The following is a 25,363-nucleotide window of genomic DNA, read 5'->3' on the forward strand; positions in this document are numbered from 1 at the left end:
GAATTTGCCGATGCCCGAGATCACCGGGTCGACCACCGCATCGACGTAGACATCGAGCGGACCACGGGCGAGCGACAGGCCCAGCACGGCGTGGAAGATGAAGTAGATGGCGAGCGAGGTCAGAGCCCCGATCAGAACCGATTGCAGGATCGGCGAGCCCAGCCGCCAGGTCAGGTACATGGCCGCCAGGGCGGTGGCGATGATGAAGCCGATTTCGGGCAGGAACTGCGCGTAGAGCACCATCACCACCACGGCCGCGCCGATCTCGGCAAGGCGGGCGAGCGGGGGCCAGACCGGCTCCGGGTCGGGGCGCAGGGCAATGACCAGCGAGGAAATGCCGAGGATCACGGCGATGATGATGGGAAAGGCCTTTGGCCCCACCGCATCGCTCAAGAAGCTCTCTTCGGTCTGCAGCGCGGCCCAGGCGTAGAACACCGCCAGCAACACGCCAAACCCGCCAAATATGCGGTCACTCATGGCCACCTCCCCCTGAATGGAAAACGGGTGGCAGGCTTCTTGCCCGCCACCCGTGACAGTTTACTTGATGATGCCGATTTCCTTGGAGATCGACTGGATCTGCGCCACGGAGTCCGACACGAACTGCTGGAACTCTGCGCCCTGAAGGTCGAGCGGGGCGAGGCCGTTGGCCTCCATGATGCCCTTCCACTCGTCGGAGGCGTAGAGGTCGGCGATCTTGCTCACCCAGCCGTCATAGGCCTCGTCGGACATGCCGGCGGGGGCGTAGAAGCCGCGCCAGTTGGCACCGATGGCGTCGACACCCTGCTCCTTGGCGGTGGGCATGTCGGCAAAGTCGCCGCCCAGACGCTCGGGGGCCAGAACCGCGATCACCTTAATGTCGCCGGATTCCACGAAGCCCTTGGCTTCGGAGACGTCGCCGGTGAAGGCCTGTACGGAGCCGGCCAGAAGCTGGGTCACGGCCTCGCCGCCGCCGTCGAAGGCGATGTATTTGACCGAGCGCACATCCTCGATGCCATAGGCATTGGCGGCGATCAGCACCTTGAGGTGATCCCAGCCACCGACGGCGGAGCCACCGGCAACGGAAATGCTGGTCGGGTCGGCCTTGATGGCGTCGAGCAGCGCGGGCAGCGTGGTGATCTCGCTGTCGGCGGCCACGGCGATCACGCCGTAGTCGGCGCCGATCGAGGCGAGCCAGCGGACCTGGTCCATGGTGTTGCCCGGGTAGGCGCCCTGCGCCAGACGGGTCGCGGTGGCCGAAGAGGCGGCAACGATCAGGTCGTTGTCGTCGCCACGCTTGTTGACCACTTCGGCGTAGGCCACGCCACCACCGCCACCGGCGAGGTTGACGACCTGCATGGTCTTGTCGATGAGACCCTGATCCTGCAGGGATTTACCAACCTGACGGCAGGTGAAGTCCCAGCCGCCACCGGGGTTGGCGGGGGCGATGCACTCGGGGTTCTCGGGGCTGAAGCCGTGGCCCTCTGCGTGGGCCGCGCCTGCGACACCAAGGGCCGCAACGGCCAGGGCCGCGCGGATGAAAGACGTGTTCATGGTGATCCTCCTCACGTTGTTGCCGGCGCACTCCCACGCGCCGGTCCTACTTGCCCCGCAGGCCGAACCTCCCGGTTCTTTCCCTGCGGGTTGAGGATGTGTAACCCTTGTTCCTGTCATGAACCTGTCAGGCGGGCCGCCGGGCGGAAAAAGGGGCCGGAGCCGGCCCCGGGGGAGGCCGCTGGGGGGAGGCGCGCGCGATGCGGATATTGATGGTGGAGGATGCGGGCGATCTGGCGGAGGGGGTGATGGACCACCTCGCGCGCTCGGGCATCGTCTGCGACCTCGCCCCCACCCTGGCGGACGCCCGCGATTGCCGCGCGGTGCAGCGCTACGATGCGATGATCCTCGACATCAACCTGCCCGACGGCTCGGGCCTTGCGCTGCTGCGCGAGGTGCGCGCCGAGGCCGACCGGGTGCCGGTGCTCATGCTCACCGCGCTCTCTTCGGTCGAGGACCGGATCGCCGCGCTCGACCAGGGCGCGGATGACTACCTCGGCAAGCCCTTCGACCAGCGCGAACTCGAGGCACGCCTGCGCGCGCTGGTGCGCCGGGAGGCCGACCGCAAGGAAGAGACCATAACCCTCGGCCCCCTCAGCTACGCCCCGCGTGACCGCTCTGCGCGCCTCGGCGGCCAGCAACTTGACCTGACTCGCCGCGAGGCCGCCCTGCTCGACATGCTGATCCGCCATTCGGGGCGATATCTCTCCAAGGCGCGGCTCTACGATTCGCTCTACGGCTTCGAGGATGCCGACGTGGGGGTGAACGCGATCGAGCTCTACATCGCGCGGCTGCGAAAGAAGTTCGCGGGCTCGGGTGTGAGCATCTCCACCCGGCGCGGGGTGGGATACCGGATCGGTCTGGATGATTGAGCGCCGAGGCCTCCGCCGCCCCAGCCTGACGGCGCGGGTGCTCGGCACGGTGCTGGCGATCCTGCTGGTGGGCGGGCTGCTGGTGGCCGGCTCGATCTGGTGGAACACCCGCGCCGCCGCGCGGCAGGCCTATGACCGCATTCTCTTCGGCGCGGCCAGCGACATTGCCGAATCGATCCGCATCCAGCAGGGCGCGCCGGTGGTGGAGCTGCCGGTCTCGGCCTTCGAGCTGCTGGCGCAGGCTCCCGATGACCGGGTGTATTATGCGGTGCTCGGCCCCGAGGGGCGGCTCATCACCGGCCTCGGCGCGGCCCGCGCCATTGCCCCGCCCACCCGCGAAGGGGCCGAGGCGCGGTTTTTCGATGACACGCTCGATGGCGAGGCGGCGCGGTTCGTTCGGGTCACCCGGGCCTTCGTGGAGCGCGACTTTGCGGGCTCGGTCGAGGTGGTGGTGGGCCAGACGCTGCGGGCCCGCGGGGCGATGACCACCGGGCTGATGCTTGACGCGCTGCTGCCGATGGCCGCCGCGGGCCTGCTGCTGACCCTGCTCGCCGCGCTCGTCGTGCGCTCTGCGCTGCGCCCGCTCGACGCGCTGGTGGCTGACCTCGCACAGCGCGACCCCTACGACCTGACCCCGATGCCCGCCGATGCCCTGCCCCGCGAGCTGGGGGTCATGCTGGGGGCGATGAACCGCTTCATGGGGCGGCTCGACGGGCAGGTGGAGGCGATGCGCACCCTGATTTCCGACACCGCGCACCAGCTGCGCACGCCGGTCGCCGCGATCCAGCTGCATGGCGAGAGCGCGGTGGAGGAGACCGACGAGGCGGCGCGCGGCCGTGCCCTTGCCCGGCTTGTGGCCCGCACCCGCTCGCTGCGCACCCTGCTCGACCAGCTCTTGAGCCGCGCGCTCGTGGTGCACCGGACCGACAGCGTTCCGCGCACCCCGGTTGACCTGCGCGAGGTGGCGCTGGAGGTGATGGAGCGCGACGACCACGCGGTGCTGGCCCCTGAGGCGGAGCTGCGGCTGGAGATCGGGGACGCGCCGGTTCTGGTGCGGGCCGATGCCTTCTCGCTGCAGGAGGCGGCGCAGAACCTGCTTGGCAACGCGCTGAAACACGGCGCGCCGCCGGTGGCGATCGGCGCGGCGCGGGAGGGCGGCCGCGCAGTGCTCTGGGTGCAGGACAGCGGGTCGGGCCCGGAGGCGGAGGTGATTGCGCGGCTGGGAGACCGTTTCAACCGCACCGCCGACAGCCATGAGCAGGGCACCGGCATCGGCCTGTCGATCGTGGCGAAGGTGGCCAGCGCCTTTGGCGGCAAGGTTGAGATGGGGCGCAATGCGCAGGGTTTCCGCGCCGCGCTGGTGCTGCCTGCAGAGGAGGAGGAGACATGATGAAGGCGCTTCTGCTGGCCCTTGCCATGCTCCCTGCCCCGCTCGCGGCGCAGGAGGCCACCGCCACCTTCGGCGCGGGCGAGACCGATTTTCTCATGCGCTCCACCACCGACATCACCATCATCCGCCCGGTGATGGAGCGGTTCGCCGCGCTCAACCCCGCGCTGACGATACGCTACGAGCAATGGGGCTCGAACGACCTCTTCGAGTTGAGCCGGGATGACTGCGCCAGCGGCGGGGCGCAGGCCGATGCGGTGCTGTCCTCGGCCGTGCAGCAGATGGTCTGGCTGGTGAATGCCGCCTGCGCCGCCCCCTACCGCTCCGATGCCACCGCCGCCCTGCCCGCCTCGCGGCGCTGGCGCGACGAGCTCTGGGGCATCACCACCGAGCCCGCGGTGATCGCCTACAACACCGAGCTTCTGGCCGCCGAGGATGTGCCGCGCTCGCGCTTTGCGCTGCTCGACGCGCTGCGGGCCCGGCCCGAGCTCTATCGCAACCGGATCGCCACCTACGACATTGCCGAAAGCGGGCTGGGCTATCTTTTCGCCTATTCCGACAGCCTCGAGGCCACCACATTCGGCGCGCTGCTGGAAAGCTTCAGCCGGGTGGATGCGGTGGCCACCTGCTGCTCTGCCGAGATCATCGCGGGCGTGGCGGAGGGGCGCTACCTGATCGCCTACAACGTGCTCGGCTCCTACGTGGCGAGCGCCGGCGCGCCGCAGGTGGGCATGATCCTGCCGGAGGATTACACGCTGGTCCTGTCGCGCGGCTACATGATCCCGAAGGGCGCGGCGCAGGCGGCGGCAGCGGCGCGGCTGCTCGACTTCCTGCTCGGGCCGGAGGGACAGGCCTTGTTGGCCGGCGCGGGGCTGGTGACCGACATGGGCGCCGACCAGTCGGGGCTGGCCAGCTCGGCCCGCCGGTTCATCCCGCTCTCGCCGGTGCTGCTGGTGGCCCGTGACCCGGGCCGCCGCGCCCTGCTGTTGCAGTTCTGGTCCGAAAGCTTCAACCCCGCCCCGCTGCCCTGAGGCGGGCGCGGCTCAGGCCTGGGCGGCAACATATTCCTGCAGCACGGCGCGGGGGCCCTTCTCGTCGAGATCGGCCAGCGCGGCGGCGAAAGCCTCGACGAAGCGCGGGGCGTCTCCCAAACGGCCGAAGATGTCGGTGAGCGCGAGGAAGGCGGAGGGGTCGGTCTGCGCCTTGAGGGCGGCGGCCTGCAGGGCCCCGGCGCGCTCGTCTTCCAGGGTGATCTCGCCCCGGGTGGTCTCGGCGCAGTAGCGGCACCAGAGCGCGACCTCGAGGGCAAGCCCCTGCACGGCGGAGCCGGCCTCCAGCGCCTCGCGCACAGTCGGCAGCACGAACTTGGGCTGGCGGTTGGAGCCATCGAGGCAGAGCCGGGCGATGGTGTCGCCCACCTCGGGGTTGGCGAAGCGCTCGACGCATTTCTCGAGGTAGGCGTCGAAGTCGACGCCCGCGATCTCGGGCAGCACCGGGATGACCTCGGAGCGCATGAGCGCCTTCAGCCATGCCTCCACGTCGGGGTCCTGCATGCCCTCATGCACGAAGTGATGGCCGAGCAGCGCCGAAGGGTAGGCAATGGCGGCATGGCCCGCGTTGAGGATGCGCAGCTTCATGGTCTCGTAGGGCGCGACATCGGGCACGAACTCGACCCCCACCTTCTCCAGCGCCGGGCGGCCCTGCGGGAAGTTGTCCTCGAGCACCCACTGGCGGAACGGCTCGCAGACCACGGGGGCCTTGTCGGCCACGCCGAACCTGTCCTGCACCAGCGCAATCTCGCGCGGGCCGGTGGCGGGGGTGATGCAATCGACCATGCCGGAGGGGAAGGCGACATTGGCGGCGATCCAGGCGGCAAGCGCGGGGTCGATCAGCTCGGCCATGCCCACCACGGCAGCCTTGGCGACATGGCCGTTCTCGGGGAGATTGTCGCAGGAGAGCACGGTGAAGGGTTCAAGTCCTGCATCACGTCTGGCCTTCAAGCCTTTGACGAGAAGTCCAAAAACAGTTTCAGGATCATCCGGATTTTCTGCATCGGCGGCGATCTCATTGTTCGATTTGTCAAAGCCGCCGGTTTCGGCATCCACGAAGTAGCCGCCTTCGGTGATGGTCAGCGAGACGATGCGGATCGAAGGGTCGACCATGCGCGCCACAAGCGCCGCGCCGTCGATCTCGCAGAAGTCCACCATGGCGCCGGTGACGCGGGCGGTCAGTGCCGCCGGGTCCAGTTCGACCACGGTTGTCAGCCAGTCCTGCGCCTTCAGCGCCTCGCGGCGGGCGGCGTCGAACTGCTTGATCCCGGCGCCGACGATGGCCCAGTCATGGCCCTCGCCCGCGCCGAACAGCCGGTCGAGATACCATGCCATATGGGCGCGGTGAAAGTTGCCCACCCCGATATGCAGGATGCCGGGGGTCAGGGCGGCGCGGTCGTATTCCGGCACGGCGATGCCCTCGGGCAGCGTATCGAGTGTTTTATCAGAAAGACTTACGGGCATCAGCTCATCCAGTTTCCGCCGTCGACATTGTAGGTTTGGGCAACGATGTAATCGGCCTCCTGCGAGGCAAGGAACACCGCCATGCCCTCAAGATCCGCCGCCGTGCCCATGCGTCCGTAGGGCACGGCCTCGCCCACCTCGCGCTTTTTCTGGCCCGGGGCCTTGCCCTCGTATTTGGCGAAGAAGGCATCCACCCCGTCCCAATGCTCGCCGTCCACCACGCCGGGGGCGATGGCGTTGACGTTGATGCCATGGGCGATCAGGTTCAGCCCCGCCGATTGGGTCAGCGAGATCACCGCCGCCTTGGTGGCGCAGTAGACCGCCACGAGGCTTTCGCCGCGCCGCCCGGCCTGAGAGGCCATGTTGATGATCTTGCCGCCCGAGCCTTGGGCGATCATCTGCCGCGCCGCCGCCTGCATGGTGAAAAGCGCCCCCGCGACATTGACCGACATCAGCCGGTCAAAATCGGCGCGCTCGATCTCCACCAGTGGCGCGGCGGAGAAGAGGGCGGCATTGTTCACCAGAATATCCAGCCCGCCCAAGGCTTTGACGGTTTCGGCCATGGCGGCGTCGATGCTCTCCTGACGGGTCACATCCATCTGCACCGCCACCGCGCCGATCTCTGCCGCCGCCGCCTGCGCGCGCGCCAGATCGACATCGCCAATCGCCACCTCGGCCCCTTCGGCCCGGTAGCGGCGTGCGAAGGCCAGCCCGATGCCACGGGCCGCCCCGGTGATCAGGGCGCGTTTGCCTGCGAGGCGGTTCATCCGATGCGCAATCCGGCGCCGTCGAAGCGGTGGATCTTGCCAGCCTGCGGGCTGAGCCAGACCTCGTCGCCGTGGCGCAGCGCCATTTCGCCGTCGACCCGCACGGTCACGGTTTCTTCCAGTGTCTCCACGCCCTCGGGGTGCACGTAGAGGAAGGTGTCGGAGCCGAGGTGCTCGGCCACGCCGACCTTGGCCTTCCACAGACCTTCGCTGGTGCTCACATCGAGGTGCTCGGGGCGCACGCCGATGGTTGCGGCATCATGCTTGGCGGCCTCTGCCCCGCCGAAGAAGTTCATCTTCGGGGAGCCGATGAAGCCGGCGACGAAGAGGTTGCGCGGGGTCTGATACAGCTCCAGCGGCGAGCCGACCTGCTCGATGACACCGGCCTGAAGCACCACGATCTTGTCGGCCATGGTCATGGCTTCAACCTGGTCGTGGGTGACGTAGATCATCGTGGTTTTCAGGTTGTTGTGCAGCTCCGAGATTTCGAGCCGCATGTTCACCCTGAGCGCCGCGTCGAGGTTGGAGAGCGGCTCGTCGAAGAGGAAGGCCGAGGGCTCGCGCACGATGGCGCGGCCAATGGCAACCCGCTGGCGCTGACCGCCCGAAAGCTGGCCGGGGCGACGGTCGATGTAGTCGGCGAGGTTGAGCACCTTGGCGGCGTAGTCGACGCGCTTTTCCTGCTCGGCCTGGTCCATCCCGGCCATCTTCAGCGGGAAGGCGATGTTCTTGCGCACCGACATATGCGGATAGAGCGCGTAGGACTGGAACACCATCGCCAGGCCGCGCTTGGCGGGGGGCGTGTGGGTGGCGTCCTGGCTGTCGATGCGGATCTGGCCGCCCGACACATCCTCAAGCCCGGCGATCAGCCGCAGCAGGGTGGACTTGCCGCAGCCCGAGGGGCCGACAAACACCACGAACTCGCCGTCTTCGATGGTCAGGTCCAGCGGCGGGATCACGTTGACCTCGCCAAAGCTCTTGGAGACCTTGTCCAGAGTAATTCGTCCCATGATTTCCGTCCCTTATTTGACCGCGCCGAACGTGAGGCCGCGCACGAGTTGTTTCTGGCTGAACCAGCCCATGATGAGGATGGGCGCAATCGCCATCGTCGAGGCCGCGCTGAGCTTGGCGTAGAACAGCCCTTCGGGGCTGGAGTAGCTGGCGATGAAGGCGGTGAGCGGCGCGGCCTTGGTGGTGGTGAGGTTGAGCGTCCAGAAGGCCTCGTTCCACGCCAGGATGATGTTGAGCAGCATGGTCGAGGCGATGCCGGGCAGCGCCATGGGGGTGAGCACGTAGATGATTTCGGACTTCAACGAGGCGCCGTCCATCCGCGCGGCTTCGAGGATATCGACGGGGATTTCCTTGAAGTAGGTGTAGAGCATCCAGATGATGATCGGCAGGTTCATCAGCATCAGCACCACGATCAGCAGGATGTGGGTGTCGTAGAGGTCGAGGAACCGGGCGATCAGCACGATCGGGAAGAGCACGCCGACGGCCGGAAGCATCTTGGTGGAGAGCATCCACATCAGCACGTCCTTGGTGCGCTTGCCGGGCACGAAGGCCATGGACCATGCCGAGGGAATGGCGATGGCGAGGCCGAGCACGGTGGAGCCGACGGCGATGATCACCGAGTTCATCAGGAAGCGGAAGTAGTTGGAGCGCTCCTGCACCACCGAGTAGTTCTCCAGCGTCCAGTCAAAGCCGAACCAGATCGGCGGATCGGCAATGGCCTGGGCCTCTGTCTTGAAGCTGGTCAGGATCGTCCAGAGGATCGGGAAGAAGATCGCGATGCCGATGGTCCATGCGGCGGCAGTGGCGATGACCTTGCGTTGTGTGGTGACGGCGCGTGCCATGTTTTCAGCCCTCCCTCAGTTGTCCAGGTTCTTGCCGACGATCCGCATCAGGAAGATCGCGACGATGTTGGCGAGGATGACGGCGAGGATGCCGCCGGCGGAGCCGAGCCCGATGTTCTGGCTTTCCAGAACCCGCTGGTAGACCAGGTAGGTGAGCGTCCGGGTGCCGAAGGCGCCGTTGGTGGTGACGAAGATTTCCGCGAAGATCGACAGCAGAAAGATCGTCTGGATCAGGATCACCACGGTGATTGCCCGGCCAAGGTGCGGCAGGATGATGTAGTAGAAGCGGCTGAGCGCCCCCGCCCCGTCCATCTCGGAGGCTTCGAGCTGCTCGGAGCTGAGCGATTGCACCGCCGTCAGCAGGATCAGCGTGGCGAAGGGGAGCCATTGCCAGCTCACGATCCAGATGATCGAGAACAGCGGCATTTCGGAGAGCCAATCGATCGGGGTCGCCCCGAAGAATTTCCAGAGGTAGGCAAAGAGCCCGTTCACAGGGTTCATGAACATGTTCTTCCAGACCAGCGCCGAGACGGTGGGCATGACGAAGAAGGGCGCGATGACGAGGATTCGCACGATCCCCTGCCCCCAGATCGGCTGGTCGAGCAGCAGGGCCAGCAACACGCCTCCGATCACGGTGATGAGGAGGATCCCCCCCACCATGAGAAGCGTGGTGGCCACCGAGGAGAGGAAGGCCGAGGAGGTGATGAAACGTTCGTAGTTCTGGAAGCCGACGCAGCAATCGGCGACGCCGCGCAGCGGGCGGTAATCCATGAAGGAGAAGTAGATCGTCATGCAGAGCGGGATGAGCATCCACACCAGAAGCACAAAGACGGCGGGTGCGTTCATCAACCGGGCTGCAGCGCGGGAATGCTGGGTCGCCATTGGTGTCTCCTCCACTGTCGCCGCGGGGCCGTTCTGGGCGCGGCAGGCTCGTTCGAGCTGTCGGGATCGGGGGGCAGCGCCTCGCCCGAAGGGGGCCACGGCCAGCGTGCGTCATGTCACGCGAGCCGGGGCCAGGTGCCGGGCGCCCCAGTCGGAGAGGGCGCCCGGCGGTCGCGGGAGGACCCGCTTGTCGAGGCTTACTTGTAGCCCGCGGCTTCCATTTCCTCGTTCACGAGGTCCTGGGCCTTGGCAAGAGCCTCGTCAGAGGTCTGCTGACCGGCCAGAGCTGCGGAGAACTCCTGACCGACCTGGGTGGCGAAGCCGGCGAACTCGGGGATCGCGGCAAACTGCACGCCGATGTAGGGAACCGGATCAACCGTCGGCTGGTTCGGGTTGGCGGTTTCGATGCTCTTCAGCGTCATCTCGGCAAAGGGCACCTTCTGGTACTCGGGGTTCTCGTAGAGCGACTTGCGTGCGCCCGGAGGAACGTTGGCCCAGCCTTCCTTCTCGGCGACCATCTCGATGTACTCCTTCGAGGTGGCCCATTCGATGAACTGCTTGGCTGCGTCCTCTTTCTGGGTGCCGGCGGGGATGCCGAGGGCCCAGGCCCAGAGCCAGTTGCCGCGCGGACCCTTGCCGGTGTCGGGCGCAAGGGCAAAGCCCACGCTGTCGGCCACGGTGGAGTCATCGGGGTTGGTCACGAAGGAGGCCGCCACGGTGGCGTCGATCCACATGCCGCATTTGCCCTGCTGGAACAGCGCGAGGTTCTCGTTGAAGCCGTTGTTGGCTGCACCGGGAGGGCCGTAGTTGTTCATCAGGTCGAGGTAGAAATCGAGCGTTGCCTTCCAGGCTTCGCCGTCGAACTGCGGGTTCCAGTCTTCGTCGAACCAGCGGGCGCCGAAGGAGTTGGACATGGCGGTGAGGAAGGCCATGTTCTCGCCCCAGCCGGCCTTGCCGCGCAGGCAGATGCCGTAGACTTCGGCGTCCTTGTCGGTCATCGCCTCGGCGGCGGCCTTGATGTCGTCCCAGGTCGGAGCTTCAGGCATTTCCATGCCGGCGGCTTCCATCAGGTCCTTGCGATACATGACCATGGAGCTTTCGCCGTAGAAGGGCGCGGCATAGAGCGTGCCGTCGACCGAGAGGCCACCGGCCATGGCGGGCAGCAGGTCGTCGGTGTCATACTCGGCGCTGAGGTCGTCGAGCGGCACGAGCCAGCCCTGCTTGCCCCAGATCGGCGTTTCGTACATGCCGATGGTCATGATGTCGAACTGACCGCCCTTGGTGGAGATGTCGGTGGTCACGCGCTGGCGCAGAACGTTTTCTTCCAGCGTCACCCACTCAACTTCGTGACCGGTCTTGGCGGTGAAATCGTCGGTGTAGCCCTGCATCCGGATCATGTCGCCGTTGTTCACGGTGGCGATGGTCAGGGTTTCGGCGGCGGCCATTCCGCCGACGACGGAAAGGGCAGTAGCGCCCAGAAGGGCGCGAAGCGTGCAAGTCATTGATGTCCTCCCAATGCCCTTGTCGGGCAAATGCTATCGTAGTGGGCAAATACTCACACCTTCGCGAGGATTCTGTCAATACCCTCGTCCTGCGGCTGCACAAATGCGCGCCGCGCCGCCCGAAAAGCGTAAAATTCTGTTTAAAGTTTAGAGGGTTGCCGTTCAGGCGACCGAAAGAACCGCCTCGGCGGTGGCTTCATCGGTGATGAGCGCGTTGATCAGCTTTCCGCGCAGCGCACCCAGAATCGCCTTCTGTTTCGCGTGCCCCAGCGCCAGCCCGCAGACCCGCCGCGAGGTGCCCGGGTCGAGCGGTGCCGAGGAAACCCGCGCGTTGGTGAGCCCTTCGATCGGGCGGCCCTCGCCGTCGAAGGCCCAGGCCACCATCTCGCCCACCGCGCCCTGCGCGATCAGCTCGGCGCTTTCCTCCTGACTGATGAAGCCATCGACCGCCAGCGGCGAGGTTTCATCAATATGGCCGACGCCCACGAAGGTCACATCGGCCCGCGCCGCCAGCGCCAGCGTGTTCTCTACCGGCTCCTGCGCATGCATCAGCTTGAGGTCGTCGGCGCAGCGCACCACCGCGATAAGTGGCATCGGGTTGTGGCGCGAGTTCACCTTTTCGGCGAGGCGCACCACCACGTTGTAGGCGGTGGCCGAGCCATCCGGGCTCATGTTGCCGACGAGGCTGACCAGGTGGTGCTGCGGGCAGTCCATCCGGGGCAGTTGTTCGACGCAGGCCCGCAGCATCCGCCCGGTGCCCAGCCCGATCACTCGCGGCTCCGGGTCGGCCAGCCAGCGCTCCATCTCCGCCGCCCCTGCCGCCGCCACGCCGGTGGCCAGCTCGGGGGCGGCCGGGTCGGTGGGCACCACGTCGCAGAATTGCAGATCGAACCGTTCGGTCAGCGCGGCGGCAAGGTCCATGCAGCGGGCGATGGGATGATCGAGCCGGAACTTCACCAGCTTTTCGGCCACCGCAAGGCTGACAAGCCGCTGCGCCGACTGGCGCGACACGCCGAGCTTGCGGGCGATTTCGTCCTGGGTATTGCCGGCCACGTAGTAGAGCCAGCCCGCACGGGCGGCATCATCCAGCCTTGCCGTCTCGCCCGCAGCCCGCGCCATGTGCTCTCCCCGCTAAGTGACTTTTTTCAACTCGGGGGCCATTTGATAGAAAGCGGACCAGTTGTCAAAGGCGGGAATTCCGGGCGGCGTGTCGATATCGGCGGCGGTGAAGCCGGCAAAATGGGCGGCCCCGGTGTAGCGCCAGACCTCCATTTCGGCGGCCTGTGCGGCGCGCAGACCGGCCTTGCTGTCTTCGATCACGAGGCAGGATTTTGGCTGCACGTTCAGATGCTTGGCGGCATGGAGGAAGAGATCGGGCGCGGGCTTTCCATGGCGCACCTCGGAGGCGGTGAACACCCGTTCAAAAAACCGCTCCATCTTCAGCAGGGCCAGCGTGCGCCCCACCCGCTGGGGCGAGGAGGAGGTGGCCACGCAGGCGCGCCGCCCGAGGCTTTCGAGCATCGCGCTTACCCCTTCGGTCTCGCGCAGCCCGGCGGCGAACTCCTCGACCAGCCGGGTGCGATACTCGGCCTCGAAGCTGCCCGGCAGGTCGAGCGCGAAGTCGCGCCGGATCTTCTGCGCCACCTTGGGAAAGCTCTGGCCGACGAAGTTGCGGAACACATGCTCCATCGTCACCGACAGCCCGTGATGGCCCAGCGCCTCGACCAGCACGCGGGCCGAGATCACCTCGCTGTCGGCCAGCACGCCATCGCAATCGAAGATCACCAGGTCGATGTGTTGCATGGGGTCTCCGTTGGGTGCCGTCATCCTCGGGCCTGACCCGAGGATCTCTCGGCGGCCAGGAGATCCTCGGGTCGAGCCCGAGGATGACGGTGCGTTGGTGGCACTGTCAGGCGAGCGACTTCAGCACCTTGACCAGTACTTCGCCGATCTGGTCGATCTGCGCCTTGTCGATGATGAGCGGCGGCGAGAGCGCGATGATGTCGCCCGTGGTGCGAATGAGCAGCCCCGCGTCATAGGCCGCCAGAAACGCCTCGAAGGCCCGCTTGGTGGGCGCGCCCGCGATCGGCTCCAGCTCGATGGCGCCGACGAGGCCGAGGTTGCGGATGTCGATCACATGGGGCAGGCCCTTCAGCCCGTGCAACATGTCTTCGAAGTAGGGCGCAAGCTCTGCGGCGCGCTCGAAGAGGCCCTCTTCGCGGTAGGTTTCCAGCGTTGCCAGCCCGGCGGCGGCGGCGATGGGGTGGCCCGAGTAGGTGTAGCCGTGGAACAGCTCGATGGCGTTGTCCGGCCCCTGCATGAAGGCATCGTGGATCGCGCCGGAGCAGAACACCGCGCCCATCGGGATCACCCCGTTGGTGATGCCCTTGGCGGTGGTCATCAGGTCGGGGGTGACGCCGAAGTAATCGGCCCCGAAGGGCGCGCCGAGGCGGCCGAAGCCGGTGATGACCTCGTCGAAGATCAGCAGGATGCCGTGCTTTTCGGTGATCGCCCGCAGCCGTTCCAGGTAGCCCTTGGCGGGCAGGATAACCCCGGTCGAGCCTGCCAGCGGCTCGACGATCACGGCGGCGATGGTTTCGGGGCCGTGCAGCGCCACGATGCGCTCCAGCTCGTCGGCCAGCTCGGCGCCATGCTCGGGCACGCCGCGCGAATAGCTGTTCTGCTCCGGCAGGTGGGTGTGGGGCATGTGATCGACCCCGTTCAGCAGCGCGCCGAAGAACTTGCGGTTGTTGACGATCCCGCCCACCGAGATGCCGCCGAAGCCGACGCCATGATAGCCGCGCTCGCGCCCGATCAGCCGGGTGCGCGTGCCCTCGCCCCGGACCCGGTGATAGGCCAGCGCGATTTTCAGCGCGGTATCAACGCTTTCGGAGCCGGAGTTGGTGTAGAACACATGGTCCATCCCCTCGGGCGCCATGTCGACCAGCCGGTTGGCCAGTTCGAAGGCCTTGGGGTGGCCCATCTGGAAGGCGGGGGCATAATCGAGCTCGGCCACCTGCGCCTGCACCGCCTCCACGATCTTGGGCCGGGCGTGGCCCGCGTTGCAGCACCACAGGCCCGCCGTGCCATCGAGCACCTCGCGCCCGTCGGCGGTGGTGTAGTGCATGTCCTTGGCGCCCACGAACATGCGCGGGTTGTCCTTGAACTGGCGGTTAGCCGTGAAGGGCATCCAGAAGGCTCTGAGGTCGTTGGGGGATTGCACGTTCATGGCGGCCTCCTGAAGGGTGAGAATTGCGCGGCGAGCCTGCGCCCGGCATTCGGCAAGGTCAAGACTAGGCCAGCACGGCCAGGGCGAAGAGGCTGAGGAAGGCTGTCCAGACCATCACCTGCGCCAGCCGCGTGGTGGGCACATCGTAGAGCAGCGCAAGGCCGAAGGCCATCGAGCCGGTGGGCGCGGCGGCGGCAAAGGCGAACTTGCGGCCCTCTTCCCAGCCCGGCCCGAAGCCCCCCACCAGCGCCCAAACCAGCGCGGGAAAGGCCAGCAGTTTCAACGCCGTGATTGCCGCGACCGCAGGATCCCAGCCAAAGCGGGTGGCGGCCAGCACCACCCCCATGGAGAAGAGCGCTACCGGCGCGGCGGCGCTGCCGTTGAAATCCATGAAGGTTTGCACCGGGGCGGGCATCGGCACCTCGGCCAGCCCCAGCACGGTGCCTGCCGCGATGGCCAGCAGCACCGGCGAGCGGGCGATGATCGCCACTACCTTGCCGGGAGAGACCTTGCCCTCGCGGATCGCCTGAAGCGCAAACATGGTGCCGCCGAAGGTGATGGTGCTGTCGAGCACCACGACCATGGTGATCGGCAGCACCCCTTCGACGCCGTAGAGCAGCACGCCGATCGGCAGGCCGAAGAAGACGTTGTTGGCGAAGCAGGCGGCATAGCCGAGGATCACCCCCTCCCCCGGCCCGGCCCCGAAGACCCGTCGTGCCAGTTGGTAGCCCAGCGCGAAGAGGATCACCTCGGCCAGGAAGTAGAGCAGGATGGGCGGCAGGCTGAAGGTGTGGAACGGCGCCTGCCAGAGAACCTTGAGCACCACCACCGGCACCAGCACGGTCATCGCGAAGCGGTTGATGGTGCGGGCGTCATCCCCCGTCATCCAGCCGGCACGGCCCAGCCCCCAGCCCAGCCCGAGGATGAGAAACACCGGCAGGATCGGGTTGAGCAGGACCGGCAGAAAGCTCACGCGGCGAGTGCCTCTTCGAAGCCGAGGCGCAGGATGCGCACCATCTCGTCGATCTGGCTTTCGGTGATGGTGAGCGGCGGAGACATGACGCAGGCGTTGTAGACCGGGCGCAGCAGCAGCCCGTGACGCTGGCAGATCGCATCGACCTTGGCGGCGAAGGCCATGTCGCGGTCTTCATCGGGGTTGGCCGGGTCCAGCTCGCATTCGATCCCCGCCATCAGGCCCTTCACCCGGATGTCGGAGATCACCGGGATATCGGAAAGCGAGCGCAGCGCGGCCTCGAAGTGGGGCGCGATGCGCTGAACGTGCTCCAGCAGCCCGTCGCGCTCGAAGATGTCGAGGTTGGCCATGGCGGCGGCGCAGGCGACCGGGTGGCCGGAATAGGTGAAGCCCGAGGTGAAGCCCTTGCCCTCGTTGGTGGCTGCCGTGATCTCGGCAATGAGCCGGTCGGAGATGAAGAGCGCGCCGAGCGGCTGGTAGCCCGAGGTGAGGCCCTTGGCGGTGGTCAGCATGTCGGGCTGCACGCCGAAGACGGACTCGCTGGCGAAGTAATGCCCGAGCCGCCCGAAGCTGGTGACGACCTCATCGGCAATGAAGAGCACATCGTGCCGGGCGCAGACCTCGGCGCAGCCCGCGAGGTAGCCCTCGGGCTGAACGATCACCCCGCCCGAGGCCATGACCGGCTCGGCGATGAAGGCGGCGACCTTGTCGGGGCCGACCGAGAGGATCATCGCCTCCAGCTCGGCCACCTTTTCGGCGGCGAAAGCCTCCAGCGATTGCCCCTCGGGGCGGTCCTTGGGCTTGGGGCAGGAGAGGAAATGGATGTGATCCTCGATCATGTCCATCTCGGCCTTCTCGCGCATCTTTCCCGAGCAGGAGGCGGTCAGGTAGGTGGAGCCGTGATAGGCGTTTACCCTTGAAATGATGTGCTTTTTCTCGAGCCGCCCGAGGCAGTTGTTATAGAAGAAGGCAAAGCGCAGGGCGCTATCAACCGCCGTAGATCCGCCGGTGGTGAAGAACACGTTGTTCAGATCACCCGGTGCCAGCGCGGCGAGGCGTTTGGCCAGCGCGGCGGCCACGTCGGAGGCCATCGACCAGGGCGAGAAGTAGGACAGGCGGCGCATCTGATCGGCGCAGGCCTCCACGATCTCCTCGCGCCCGTGGCCCACGTTGACGCACCACATGCCGCCGGGGCCGTCGATCATCCGGTTGCCGTGGCTGTCGGTCACGTAGATGCCCTCACTGTCGGTCAGAACCGTGCGGGGGGTCTCGCCGATGGCGGTCACGTCCTCCCAGGGGTGCAGGAAGTGACGGTCGGCGTCGTGGGTGTCGGCGGTGGAGGGGGAATCAGTCATGGCGCGGAGCATACGCCTCCCGGCCCGGAGGTGGCAGAGGGGTCGCACACGCCGGATCGCCTGACGCGGGGGCCATTCAGGCGTCGCGCTCCATGATCCATTCCACCTCGGGCGCGGCGACGAAGCGCCATTTGCGCAGCGGGCCGGCCATGACGTTGAGGTAGTACATCTCGAAGCCGTAGGGCGCGCCGCAGGGATGGTGCCCGCGCGGTACCAGCACCACGTCGCCATCGCGCACGGCCATGGTTTCGTCGAGCTGGCCATCGTCGGTATAGACCCGCTGCAAGCCGAAGCCTTGGGCCGGGTTCAGCCGGTGATAGTAGGTCTCTTCGAGGTAGGTGATGCGCGGGTAGTCGTCTTCGTCGTGGCGATGGCTCGGGTAGGACGACCAGTTGCCCGCCGGGGTGAAGACCTCCGTCACCAGCAGGCTGTCGGCATAGTCCTCGTGCTCCATGGCAATGTTGTTGATGTGGCGCGTGTTGGTGCCCTTGCCGCGCTCGGTGAGGGTGATGCCCTCCGGCCCGATCCGCCGCGCCTCATGGCCGCCCTGCCCCGGTGCGGCGCAGACCGCGAGCACGCAGTCGGTTTCGGCGCGGGCCTCCCACTCGGTGCCGTTGGGCAGGTAGAGGCAATGGGGCGGCGTCTTTTCGAACACGTCCATCCGCTCGCCGAGCACCCCCCAGTCCCGACCGGCCCCGGTGATCCGGGCCTTGCCTTCGACCATCACCAGGATGACCTCCTGCGCGCCGGTCACCTCGGCTGCGTTGTCGCCCGCCTTGAGCCGGTAGAGCGAAAAGCCGACATAGCGCCAGCCGGCGGTTTCGGGGGTGATGGCGTGGACCTTGCCGCGGGTGCCGAAGGGCTTTTTGAGAAGTTCGGGCATGGAGGGCGCTCCCTAGGCGGTGGTCGGGCCGGACTGGCCGCAGGTGTCGGTGATGGGCTCTTGATGGGGCGTCGGGGTAGTGGCGGGCGCTTGGGCGCGCTTCGCAGGGGCACGGCACCCGCGCAGCGCGCTGTGCCTGCGCGCCCGGCTCATCGCGCCCCCTCCCAGTTCAACCGGGCTTCGGCCCGCGCCTCTTCCCAGATCGTACAGAGCCGGGCGTAGCGCTCGGCCATCTGCGCGGTCGCCGCCGCGTCCGACAGCTCACCTTTCATCCAGCCTCGCGCCGCATCGCCAAAGATCGTCCGCCCTACGGCGAAGCCCTTGACCAGCGGCTGCCGGGCGGCGAGCGCAAAGCTCGCCGCAAGCTCATCCTCGGGTGCATCGAGCCCCAGAACTACGATGCCGCGGGTGTGGCTGTCGTTGCGCTCGATCGCCGCCACCGCAAGGCGCCAGGCCTCTTCGGTGCGGAACGGCTCCAGCTTCCACCAGTCGGGGTAGATGCCGGCATCGTAGACGCTCTGGATCAGCCGCGCCGAGGTGTCATCCTGCACCGGGCCGACCTTGGAGGGGATGATCTCGAGCAGGAACTCGAGCGTGTTGCGCCGCGCCGCGGTGAACAGGCGCCTTGCGCGCTCGATCTGGGTCCGGGTGGTTTTGGCGTCATCGTCGGGGTGGCAGAAGAGCAGCAGCTTCACCACGTTCTCCCGCGCCCATTCGCGCAGGCGTCCGAGGTCTTCGCCAAGGTCCGGCTCGAACTCGATCGGGCGCGATCCCGGCAGCTCAGTGGGCCGCCCGATCCAGAGGCCGCTGCCCGAGGCGCGGTGCAGCGCCGAACGCCCGATGCGGTTGTCGCACAGAATGCCATGGCCGGGCCGCCCGCCCTGCACCTGCAACGCCGCGTCGAGGCAAAGCTCCTTGAAGGCCCCGCCCTTCTCGGGCGTGTAGCCCTCCATCTCTTCCAACTGCTGGCGATGGTCGAAGGCGAAGGTCTTGAGCGCGGACCAGTCGCCCGCACGGTTGGTCGCCCAATGCACCTGCTCCAGCTCCGCGTCGTTGCGCAGATCGGGGCGCTTCACCCCGCGCTCGAAGAAGAACTGCAACTCCTCCCAGCTCGGATAGGCCGGGGCGCAGCCGTGGCGCGACACCGCGAAAGCCCCGCAGGCATTGGCGTATTTCAGCGCCACCGGCCAGCTTTCGTCGTCGAGCCAGCCCCTGAGCAGGCCCGACATGAAGCCGTCGCCCGCGCCGAGCACGTTGAACACCTCTATCGGAAAACCCGGCCCCGCCTCGCCCGCGTCGAGGCTGTCGGGGATCGCGCCGGTGAAGGCCACCGCTCCCGCCGCGCCGCGCTTGCACACCAGCACCGCACCCGACACCGCCCGTACCGCGCGCAGGGCCGCGATGGTGTCGGTCCTGCCGCCCGCGATGTGAAACTCCTCCTCGGTGCCCACGATCAGGTCGAACAGGTGCAGCGTCGATTGCAGCTTGGCCGTCACCGCCGCGCTCTCGACAAAGCGGCTCTCGCCGTCGCCGTGGCCCGCCACGCCCCAGAGGTTGGGGCGATAGTCGATGTCGAGCGCCGTCTTCTGGCCGCCCTCGCGGGCAAGGGTGAGCGCCTTGATCGTGGCCGCCTCCACCTGCGGGTGGCTGAGGTGGGTGCCGGTGGCCACGACGGCGCGGGCGCGGCGGATGAAGGCGGGGTCGATATCTTCCACCGTCAGCCCCATGTCGGCGCAGTTCTCGCGGTAGAAGATAAGCGGAAACTGCTCCTGGTCGCGGATGCCCAGCAGCACCAGCCCGGTCAGCCGCTCGGGGTCGGTCTTGACGCCCTCGGTGTTCACCCCTTCGCGCTCGAGCTGCTCGCGAACGAAGCGGCCCATGTGCTCGTCGCCGACCGCCGTGATGACCGCAGATTTCAGGCCGAGCCGGGCGGTGCCGCAGGCGATGTTGGTGGGGGAGCCGCCGATGTACTTGTCGAACGAGCCCATGTCTTCGAGCCGCCCGCCGATCTGGGCGCCGTAGAGATCGACCGACGAGCGCCCGATGGTGATGAGGTCAAGCGCGTCAGACATTGGCCCACCTCACCCGGTTGAGGCTCTGCCCGAGGGCGTCCGGGCTCGCGAAAGTGGCGGTGGCCGGCTCGGCGGCCCGGCGGCGCGCGCCCGGCTGTCCAACGTTCAGCATGTCCTGTGGTCTTTCTCGTTCGATCAAAGTGCAGATGGGGCGCAAACGGCCTCCGGGCCGACACGACCAAATTGTGCCACCGGTTGCAAGACCCCCTCCGGCCCCCCGGCGCGGCCTCAAACCTGCACGAACACCCGACCGTCCGCGATGCGGGTGGCATAGGTGTTCAGATTCTCGCAGGCCGGCGGCGTCTCGACCTCTCCGGTGCTGGCGTCGAAGACAGAGGCATGCTTGGGGCATTCGATCGTCGTCTCCACCACCAGCCCCCCGGCCAGATGCACTTCTTCGTGGGGGCACAGCCCATCGGTGCAATAGTAGTTGTTGTCGTGATCGCGCAGGATGATGAAGGTCCGCGCGCCGTGATCGAAGCGAATGACATCTTCGGCCTCGATGTCCTCGATGGCGCAGGCGTCGACCCAGTCGGCCATGGCTGTCTCTCCTTTTGTCATGCAGGGTGGTTTCACTTCGCCGCGGCGGCCTGCCTTGCCTTCAGCCGTTCCTTCTTGCGGCGAAACCGCTCCTTCATCCGCGCCTCGGCCTCCTTGCTGCCGTCGTGCCAGGTGCCGAACAGCTTATCGAGCGGCACCAGCCCCGCGCCGCCGTAGTTCACCTCGAAATACTTGTGATGCAGGTGATGAACATAGGCGTGGCTGTCGAGCATGGCGCCCTCCGTCAGCTCGAACTTCTCGAAGCCGAGGTGGCCGTTGACCGAGCCGAAGCCCACCGCATGCAGGGTGAAATAGGCGCAGACCGGGTTGGAGGGGATCAGCAGGTGAATCCAGGCCTCGGCCATGTAGGGAAAGCCCTCGCCCGGGTGCATGCTGAGCGAAGACCACGGGCTCGGGTTGATCGAGTTGTGGTGCACCGAATGGATGTGCCGGTAGAGCGGCGGCCAGTGGATCGCCCGGTGCAGGCAGAAGAAATAGGCTTCGTGCAGAGCCGGGGCGAGCAGGATGACCACGCTGAGCCAGAGCCAGTGGGTCGTCCAGGGCAACCAGACGGCCCAGGTGTTGGCATAGGCCCAGAGCATCACGATCTCCACCACGGTCCAGAGCGGGATCGTCACGAAGAAGGAGCGCAGGAAGTTGTCGAGGTTCTGGCTCTTGAACCAGAACACGTCGGAGGGGTGGTCGGCAGGGAATTTCGCGTTGTATTTGAAGCGGTTCTCCTGCTTGCGCTTCACGTAGTAGACAAACTCGAAGCCGCCGAGAAAGGCGAACATGCCCAGCGCGTTCAGCGAGTAGAGATAGAGGTAGTTGCCCAGCGAAAGGCGGGCGAGGCTGTCCCACGCCGGGATCAGCACCAGCACCCAGAGCAGCGCGGTGGCGAGGTGAAAGGTGTTCCACGGCCAGAGGTAATCGGGGATCCAGGCCAGCACCTTGCGAGCGCTGAACGGGCGCTGCCAGATCGGCGCCGGTTGGAGCGGCGCATTGGGCGCCCAATTGCCCCGCTTGTCCCTGCTCCCCAGCTCCAGCTCGTCCATCTTGCCGCCCTCCCCGGCTGGCCTCCCATGGCGGCCGTTGTGGAACCGCGCCCGAGGGCAGATCAATCCCGGCGCTGGAGGGCGCGGGATTTCGTTTCAATTTGAGCTAACATCGTGCCAGAATGATACGCGTATATTCAAAATGAAACGGACGCTGCCCCCGTGAAACGCCAGACAATCTCCGATCTCGCAAAGGCGGCCGATGTGTCGGTCTCCACCGTGAACCGTGTGCTGAACCAGCCCGAGACGGTGCGCAAACACACCCGCGAGCATGTGCTGGCCACCGCCGGAGAGATCGGCTTTTACGGCGTCGGCACGCTGGAGCGCTCGGTTCGAAAGGGGCGCGCGCCTCACAGGCTCGGCGTTCTGCTGCAACAGGGGGGCCGCGCCTTCTACCGCAACCTCGGCGCGGCGCTGCGGCAGGAGGCCGCCCGCCGGCAGGAAGCCCCCGTCGAGCTGACCCTCACCTATGTCGACGACCTCTCCCCCGACAACATCGCCGCGCAGCTCGCCGCCCTCGGCAAGAGCTGCGATGCCCTCGCCCTCGTCACGGCGCAGCACCCCAAGGTGGCCGATGCGATTGATGCGCTCACCGCAGGCGGCACCCCGGTCATCGCCCTCGTCGCCCCGCTCACCGCCCGCGCAAACGTGGGCTATGTCGGGCTCGACAGCTACGCGGTCGGGCGCACCGCCGCCTGGGCCTTCGACAGCATGGTGCACCGCCCCGGCGAGATCGGCCTGCTCATCGGCAACCACCGCTACCGGAACCACGAGCTGAACGAGGCCGGATTCCGCTCGTATTTCCGCGAGCACAACACCGCCTTCACCATCCTCGAGCCCCGCGCCACCCATGAATCCGCCGCCGTGGCCCGCGAAATGGTGGAGGGGCTGTTTCACGACCACCCCGACCTCTGCGGCCTCTTCGTTTCGGGCGGTGGCATCACCGGCGCGCTGGCCGCCCTGCGCGATGTGCCCAAGCGCCAGGGCTTCGTCGCGGTCGGATACGAGCTGTTTGAGGCCACCCGCGACGCGCTGATCGACGGCACCCTGAAGATGGTCATCTCCCACCCGCTCGATCGCATTGCCCGTGCCGCCTTGGATGCCATGATCGAGGCCAAGCAGGGCGGCCCCAACGCCGGGGCCCGCCAGCTAGCCCTGGCTTTCGAAATCTACACCTCGGAAAACATCTGACCCCCTGCCCTGCGGCTGCCAGAACGCCAACGGCGCGTTTTCCTTGCTACAAGGTGGCAATCGAGCGGCTCCGACGTGCCGACCATCGCCGCGATCCCCTTTTGCGGCCCGCGCCGAGGCCATGATGATCGGCCCGGTCTATGGGCGCAAATCCATGCAAGGCATGATCGACCTTGCCAAGACGGGCGTCTTCCCGAAAGGTTCGAGGGGTCCCTGCGCCCAGCTCGGTGGCGCATCTGCGCTCAACGCTACAGCTGCCACCAGAACGACGGCTGACCTTCACCGCGCCCGCGACGCCACTCACCCGACCCGGAGGGAAGACGCCCATGACGAACGCACATCTCAAGACCATCGAGCAGCGGCTGCTGTGGCTCTCCCACTGGATGATCCACAACGCCAACCACATCCGCCCCAAGGCGGACGGCATCAAGGTCGGCGGGCATCAGGCGTCCTCCGCCTCCATGGTCTCGATCATGACCGCGCTCTACTTCTCGGCGCTCCGCCCCGAGGACAGGGTGGCGGTGAAACCCCATGCCTCGCCGGTCTTTCATGCGATGCAGTACCTGATGGGCAACCAGACCCGCGAGCGGATGGAGAACTTCCGCGGCTTCGGCGGGGTGCAGAGCTACCCGAGCCGCACCAAGGATGTCGACGATGTCGACTTTTCCACCGGCTCGGTCGGGCTTGGCGTGGGGATCACGGCGCTGGCCTCGCTGGTGCAGGATTTCATCGCCGCCAAGGACTGGGGCGACATCACCCCGGGGCGCATGGTGGCGCTGGTCGGGGATGCCGAGATGGATGAGGGCAACATCTACGAGGTCTTGCAGGAGGGCTGGAAGAACGACCTGCGCAACACCTGGTGGATCATCGACTACAACCGCCAGTCGCTCGACGGGATCGTGCGCGAGGGCCTGTTCACGCGGATCGAGAAGATCTTCGACGCTTTCGGGTGGGACGTGGTGAAGGTCAAGTTCGGCACCCTGCAACGCGCCGCCTTCGAGGAGCCCGGCGGCAGCAAGCTGCGCGACTGGATCGACGCCTGCCCCAACGCCGAATACGCCGCGCTCACCTACATGGGCGGCGAGGTCTGGCGCAAACGGCTGATGGACGATCTCGGCGATCAGGGCGATGTCACCGCGCTGCTGGAGCGGCGCAGCGATGACGAGCTGGCCGACCTGATGGAAAACCTCGGCGGCAACTGCGTGCATACCATGGCCGAAACCTTCGCCGCCATCGACCACGACCGGCCCACCTGTTTTCTGGCTTATACGATCAAAGGCTGGGGCACGCCAATCGCCGGCCACAAGGACAACCACGGCGGCCTGATGACCAAGGCGCAGATGGCGGCCTGGCAGGTCGACATGGGCGTGCCCGAAGGACAGGAATGGGAGCCCTTCGCCGCCGTCCCCGATGCACCTGCCCTCCAAGGCTTTCTCGACAAAGTGCCCTTCTTCGCCAAGGGCACCCGCCGCCACGCCGACGCCAAGCTGCCGGTGCCCGCAATCGAGTTTGCCACCGACCGCGAAATCTCGACCCAGGCCGCCTTCGGCAAGATCCTCGACGAGCTGGCAAAGGGCCGGACAGACCTTGCCGCCCGGATCATGACCACCTCCCCCGACGTGACCGGCACCACCGGCCTCGGGGCCTTCGTGAACCGGCGCAAGCTCTTCGCCCGCAAGCCCGAGAGCGACGCCTTCATCGAGCATCGCATCCCCTCCACCGCAAAGTGGAACTTCGCCCCCGAGGGCCAGCACCTCGAACTGGGCATCGCCGAGATGAACCTGTTCCTGCTGCTGGGGGCCGCCGGACTGTCGCACAGCCTCTGGGGCAAGCGGCTCATTCCCATCGGCACGGTCTATGACCCCTTCGTGCACCGTGGTCTCGATGCGCTGAACTACGCCTGCTACCAGGACGCCCGCTTCCTGATCGCGGGCACACCCTCGGGCGTCACCCTCGCGCCTGAAGGCGGCGCGCATCAGTCCATCGGCACCCCGCTCACGGGCATGGCGCAGGACGGGCTGGCAAGCTTCGAGCCCGCCTTTGCCGACGAGCTGGCCGTGATCATGGAATGGGCCTTCGACTACATGCAGCGTGACGGCGAGGGCGACCCCGACGAGCGCACCTGGCTGCGCGACGAAACCGGCGGCTCGGTCTACCTGCGGCTGACCACCAAGCCGCTCGAACAGCCCGGCAAACGGGTCGACGACGACTTTCGACAGGGCGCGATCGACGGCGCCTACTGGCTGCGCAAGCCGGGGCCCAACTGCGCCATCGTGATCGCCTATCAGGGCGCAATTGCCGACGAGGCCATCGCCGCCGCCGGTCTGATCGGAGAGCACCGCCGCGACGTCGCGGTGCTGGCCGTCACCTCCGCCGACCGCCTCAACGCCGGCTGGACCGCCGCCCAGCGCGAACGCACGCGCGGCAAGCCCAAGGCGCTGTCGCACGTCGAAAGCCTGCTCGGCGCGCTGCCCTCCCATTGCACCCTCGTCACGGTGATCGACGGTCACCCCGCCACGCTCTCCTGGCTCGGCTCGGTCGCGGGCCACAAGACGGTGCCCCATGGCGTCGAGCATTTCGGCCAGACTGGCTCGATCGACGACCTCGCCCGCCATTTCCAGATCGACCGCACCGCGATTGCACGTTCGGTCAGTGAGCTGACGGTCGGAGACAGATCCCCCGGTGCCGCGCTGAACTCCCTGCGGATCGGGGCTTAGGGGGATTGGCACCGGATGGGTGGCCCGGTGGGGCGATAAGGG

The 25,363-nt window shown here is 67.0% G+C and carries 21 protein-coding genes and 1 pseudogene; 5 read left to right on the top strand and 17 right to left on the bottom strand.

The window, feature by feature from the left end:
- Positions 1-54: 54 nt before the first annotated feature.
- Both GTH22_RS07940 and GTH22_RS07945 read right to left on the bottom strand, forming a co-directional pair.
- Positions 55-477 (bottom strand): annotated as a pseudogene (locus GTH22_RS07940) (tripartite tricarboxylate transporter TctB family protein); the annotation flags it as partial.
- Between the two features lie 60 nt (positions 478-537).
- On the bottom strand, positions 538-1,530 hold the full coding sequence (locus tag GTH22_RS07945) for a tripartite tricarboxylate transporter substrate binding protein (RefSeq protein ID WP_252944544.1): 993 nt from the start codon (positions 1,528-1,530) through the stop codon (positions 538-540).
- A 200-nt stretch (positions 1,531-1,730) separates the two neighbouring features.
- Between GTH22_RS07945 and GTH22_RS07950 the strand changes: the two genes are divergently transcribed.
- From GTH22_RS07950 to GTH22_RS07960, 3 genes are read left to right on the top strand one after another with little or no spacing between them, the layout of a single operon-like run.
- Positions 1,731-2,402, top strand: a complete 672-nt coding sequence (locus tag GTH22_RS07950) for a response regulator transcription factor (protein ID WP_252944546.1) — start codon at positions 1,731-1,733, stop codon at positions 2,400-2,402.
- The gene (locus GTH22_RS07955; protein WP_252944548.1) at positions 2,395-3,792 is read left to right on the top strand and encodes a sensor histidine kinase; all 1,398 of its coding nucleotides are present in this window, start codon (positions 2,395-2,397) and stop codon (positions 3,790-3,792) included. The genes GTH22_RS07950 and GTH22_RS07955 overlap by 8 nt, the downstream gene beginning before the upstream one ends.
- Positions 3,789-4,820, top strand: a complete 1,032-nt coding sequence (locus GTH22_RS07960; RefSeq protein WP_252944550.1) for an ABC transporter substrate-binding protein — start codon at positions 3,789-3,791, stop codon at positions 4,818-4,820. The genes GTH22_RS07955 and GTH22_RS07960 overlap by 4 nt, the downstream gene beginning before the upstream one ends.
- Before the next feature lie 12 nt (positions 4,821-4,832).
- Here GTH22_RS07960 and GTH22_RS07965 read toward each other — a convergent pair whose 3' ends face one another.
- From GTH22_RS07965 to GTH22_RS08035, 15 genes are all read right to left on the bottom strand, one after another.
- On the bottom strand, positions 4,833-6,302 hold the full coding sequence (locus GTH22_RS07965) for a mannitol dehydrogenase family protein (protein ID WP_252944551.1): 1,470 nt from the start codon (positions 6,300-6,302) through the stop codon (positions 4,833-4,835).
- A complete protein-coding gene (locus tag GTH22_RS07970; protein WP_252944553.1) occupies positions 6,302-7,069 on the bottom strand; it encodes an L-iditol 2-dehydrogenase in 768 nt (255 codons plus the stop codon). The genes GTH22_RS07965 and GTH22_RS07970 overlap by 1 nt, the downstream gene beginning before the upstream one ends.
- Complete coding sequence (locus tag GTH22_RS07975; RefSeq protein WP_252944555.1) at positions 7,066-8,079, bottom strand: ABC transporter ATP-binding protein; 1,014 nt, start codon at positions 8,077-8,079, stop codon at positions 7,066-7,068. The genes GTH22_RS07970 and GTH22_RS07975 overlap by 4 nt, the downstream gene beginning before the upstream one ends.
- 12 nt (positions 8,080-8,091) lie before the next feature.
- Positions 8,092-8,922, bottom strand: coding sequence for a carbohydrate ABC transporter permease (locus GTH22_RS07980; protein ID WP_252944556.1), 831 nt, complete (start codon positions 8,920-8,922; stop codon positions 8,092-8,094).
- Between the two features lie 15 nt (positions 8,923-8,937).
- Positions 8,938-9,804 carry a carbohydrate ABC transporter permease gene (locus tag GTH22_RS07985; protein WP_252944558.1) on the bottom strand — a complete coding sequence of 289 codons (867 nt, stop codon included), beginning with the start codon at positions 9,802-9,804 and terminating at the stop codon, positions 8,938-8,940.
- A gap of 197 nt (positions 9,805-10,001) precedes the next feature.
- Entirely contained in the window at positions 10,002-11,306 is a 1,305-nt protein-coding gene (locus GTH22_RS07990) for a sugar ABC transporter substrate-binding protein (protein ID WP_252944560.1), read from the bottom strand.
- A gap of 162 nt (positions 11,307-11,468) precedes the next feature.
- Entirely contained in the window at positions 11,469-12,425 is a 957-nt protein-coding gene (locus GTH22_RS07995; protein WP_252944562.1) for a sugar-binding transcriptional regulator, read from the bottom strand.
- Between the two features lie 12 nt (positions 12,426-12,437).
- A complete protein-coding gene (locus GTH22_RS08000) occupies positions 12,438-13,109 on the bottom strand; it encodes an HAD family phosphatase (protein WP_252944564.1) in 672 nt (223 codons plus the stop codon).
- A gap of 106 nt (positions 13,110-13,215) precedes the next feature.
- The gene (locus GTH22_RS08005) at positions 13,216-14,535 is read right to left on the bottom strand and encodes an aspartate aminotransferase family protein (protein ID WP_252944565.1); all 1,320 of its coding nucleotides are present in this window, start codon (positions 14,533-14,535) and stop codon (positions 13,216-13,218) included.
- 64 nt (positions 14,536-14,599) lie between these two features.
- Positions 14,600-15,508 carry an AEC family transporter gene (locus GTH22_RS08010; protein WP_252944567.1) on the bottom strand — a complete coding sequence of 303 codons (909 nt, stop codon included), beginning with the start codon at positions 15,506-15,508 and terminating at the stop codon, positions 14,600-14,602.
- The gene (locus GTH22_RS08015) at positions 15,505-16,863 is read right to left on the bottom strand and encodes an aminotransferase (protein ID WP_252944569.1); all 1,359 of its coding nucleotides are present in this window, start codon (positions 16,861-16,863) and stop codon (positions 15,505-15,507) included. Before GTH22_RS08015 ends, GTH22_RS08010 begins: the two co-directional genes overlap by 4 nt.
- Before the next feature lie 76 nt (positions 16,864-16,939).
- Positions 16,940-17,746, bottom strand: a complete 807-nt coding sequence (iolB, locus tag GTH22_RS08020) for a 5-deoxy-glucuronate isomerase (protein ID WP_252944571.1) — start codon at positions 17,744-17,746, stop codon at positions 16,940-16,942.
- A gap of 149 nt (positions 17,747-17,895) precedes the next feature.
- Complete coding sequence (gene iolC / locus GTH22_RS08025) at positions 17,896-19,818, bottom strand: 5-dehydro-2-deoxygluconokinase (protein WP_252944573.1); 1,923 nt, start codon at positions 19,816-19,818, stop codon at positions 17,896-17,898.
- 228 nt (positions 19,819-20,046) lie between these two features.
- Positions 20,047-20,358 (bottom strand): MocE family 2Fe-2S type ferredoxin, encoded by a 312-nt coding sequence (locus GTH22_RS08030; protein WP_252944575.1) that lies wholly within the window; start codon positions 20,356-20,358, stop codon positions 20,047-20,049.
- 32 nt (positions 20,359-20,390) lie between these two features.
- Positions 20,391-21,413, bottom strand: a complete 1,023-nt coding sequence (locus GTH22_RS08035) for a sterol desaturase family protein (protein WP_252944577.1) — start codon at positions 21,411-21,413, stop codon at positions 20,391-20,393.
- Positions 21,414-21,575: 162 nt separating this feature from the next.
- Here GTH22_RS08035 and GTH22_RS08040 point away from each other — a divergent pair, with 162 nt between their 5' ends.
- Both GTH22_RS08040 and GTH22_RS08045 read left to right on the top strand, forming a co-directional pair.
- Positions 21,576-22,604, top strand: a complete 1,029-nt coding sequence (locus GTH22_RS08040) for a substrate-binding domain-containing protein (RefSeq protein WP_252944579.1) — start codon at positions 21,576-21,578, stop codon at positions 22,602-22,604.
- 326 nt (positions 22,605-22,930) lie between these two features.
- Complete coding sequence (locus tag GTH22_RS08045; protein ID WP_252944581.1) at positions 22,931-25,321, top strand: 1-deoxy-D-xylulose-5-phosphate synthase N-terminal domain-containing protein; 2,391 nt, start codon at positions 22,931-22,933, stop codon at positions 25,319-25,321.
- The last annotated feature ends 42 nt before the right edge of the window (positions 25,322-25,363 follow it).

The organism is Oceanicola sp. 502str15, assembly GCF_024105635.1.
Taxonomy (GTDB): domain Bacteria; phylum Pseudomonadota; class Alphaproteobacteria; order Rhodobacterales; family Rhodobacteraceae; genus Vannielia.

Coding starts and splice junctions, on each gene's coding strand:
- GTH22_RS07945 (WP_252944544.1), bottom strand. CDS start 1,530: ATGAACACGTCTTTCATCCGCGCGGCCCTGGCCGTTGCGGCCCTTGGT.
- GTH22_RS07950 (WP_252944546.1), top strand. CDS start 1,731: ATGCGGATATTGATGGTGGAGGATGCGGGCGATCTGGCGGAGGGGGTG.
- GTH22_RS07955 (WP_252944548.1), top strand. CDS start 2,395: ATGATTGAGCGCCGAGGCCTCCGCCGCCCCAGCCTGACGGCGCGGGTG.
- GTH22_RS07960 (WP_252944550.1), top strand. CDS start 3,789: ATGATGAAGGCGCTTCTGCTGGCCCTTGCCATGCTCCCTGCCCCGCTC.
- GTH22_RS07965 (WP_252944551.1), bottom strand. CDS start 6,302: ATGCCCGTAAGTCTTTCTGATAAAACACTCGATACGCTGCCCGAGGGC.
- GTH22_RS07970 (WP_252944553.1), bottom strand. CDS start 7,069: ATGAACCGCCTCGCAGGCAAACGCGCCCTGATCACCGGGGCGGCCCGT.
- GTH22_RS07975 (WP_252944555.1), bottom strand. CDS start 8,079: ATGGGACGAATTACTCTGGACAAGGTCTCCAAGAGCTTTGGCGAGGTC.
- GTH22_RS07980 (WP_252944556.1), bottom strand. CDS start 8,922: ATGGCACGCGCCGTCACCACACAACGCAAGGTCATCGCCACTGCCGCC.
- GTH22_RS07985 (WP_252944558.1), bottom strand. CDS start 9,804: ATGGCGACCCAGCATTCCCGCGCTGCAGCCCGGTTGATGAACGCACCC.
- GTH22_RS07990 (WP_252944560.1), bottom strand. CDS start 11,306: ATGACTTGCACGCTTCGCGCCCTTCTGGGCGCTACTGCCCTTTCCGTC.
- GTH22_RS07995 (WP_252944562.1), bottom strand. CDS start 12,425: ATGGCGCGGGCTGCGGGCGAGACGGCAAGGCTGGATGATGCCGCCCGT.
- GTH22_RS08000 (WP_252944564.1), bottom strand. CDS start 13,109: ATGCAACACATCGACCTGGTGATCTTCGATTGCGATGGCGTGCTGGCC.
- GTH22_RS08005 (WP_252944565.1), bottom strand. CDS start 14,535: ATGAACGTGCAATCCCCCAACGACCTCAGAGCCTTCTGGATGCCCTTC.
- GTH22_RS08015 (WP_252944569.1), bottom strand. CDS start 16,863: ATGACTGATTCCCCCTCCACCGCCGACACCCACGACGCCGACCGTCAC.
- iolB (WP_252944571.1), bottom strand. CDS start 17,746: ATGCCCGAACTTCTCAAAAAGCCCTTCGGCACCCGCGGCAAGGTCCAC.
- iolC (WP_252944573.1), bottom strand. CDS start 19,818: ATGTCTGACGCGCTTGACCTCATCACCATCGGGCGCTCGTCGGTCGAT.
- GTH22_RS08030 (WP_252944575.1), bottom strand. CDS start 20,358: ATGGCCGACTGGGTCGACGCCTGCGCCATCGAGGACATCGAGGCCGAA.
- GTH22_RS08035 (WP_252944577.1), bottom strand. CDS start 21,413: ATGGACGAGCTGGAGCTGGGGAGCAGGGACAAGCGGGGCAATTGGGCG.
- GTH22_RS08045 (WP_252944581.1), top strand. CDS start 22,931: ATGACGAACGCACATCTCAAGACCATCGAGCAGCGGCTGCTGTGGCTC.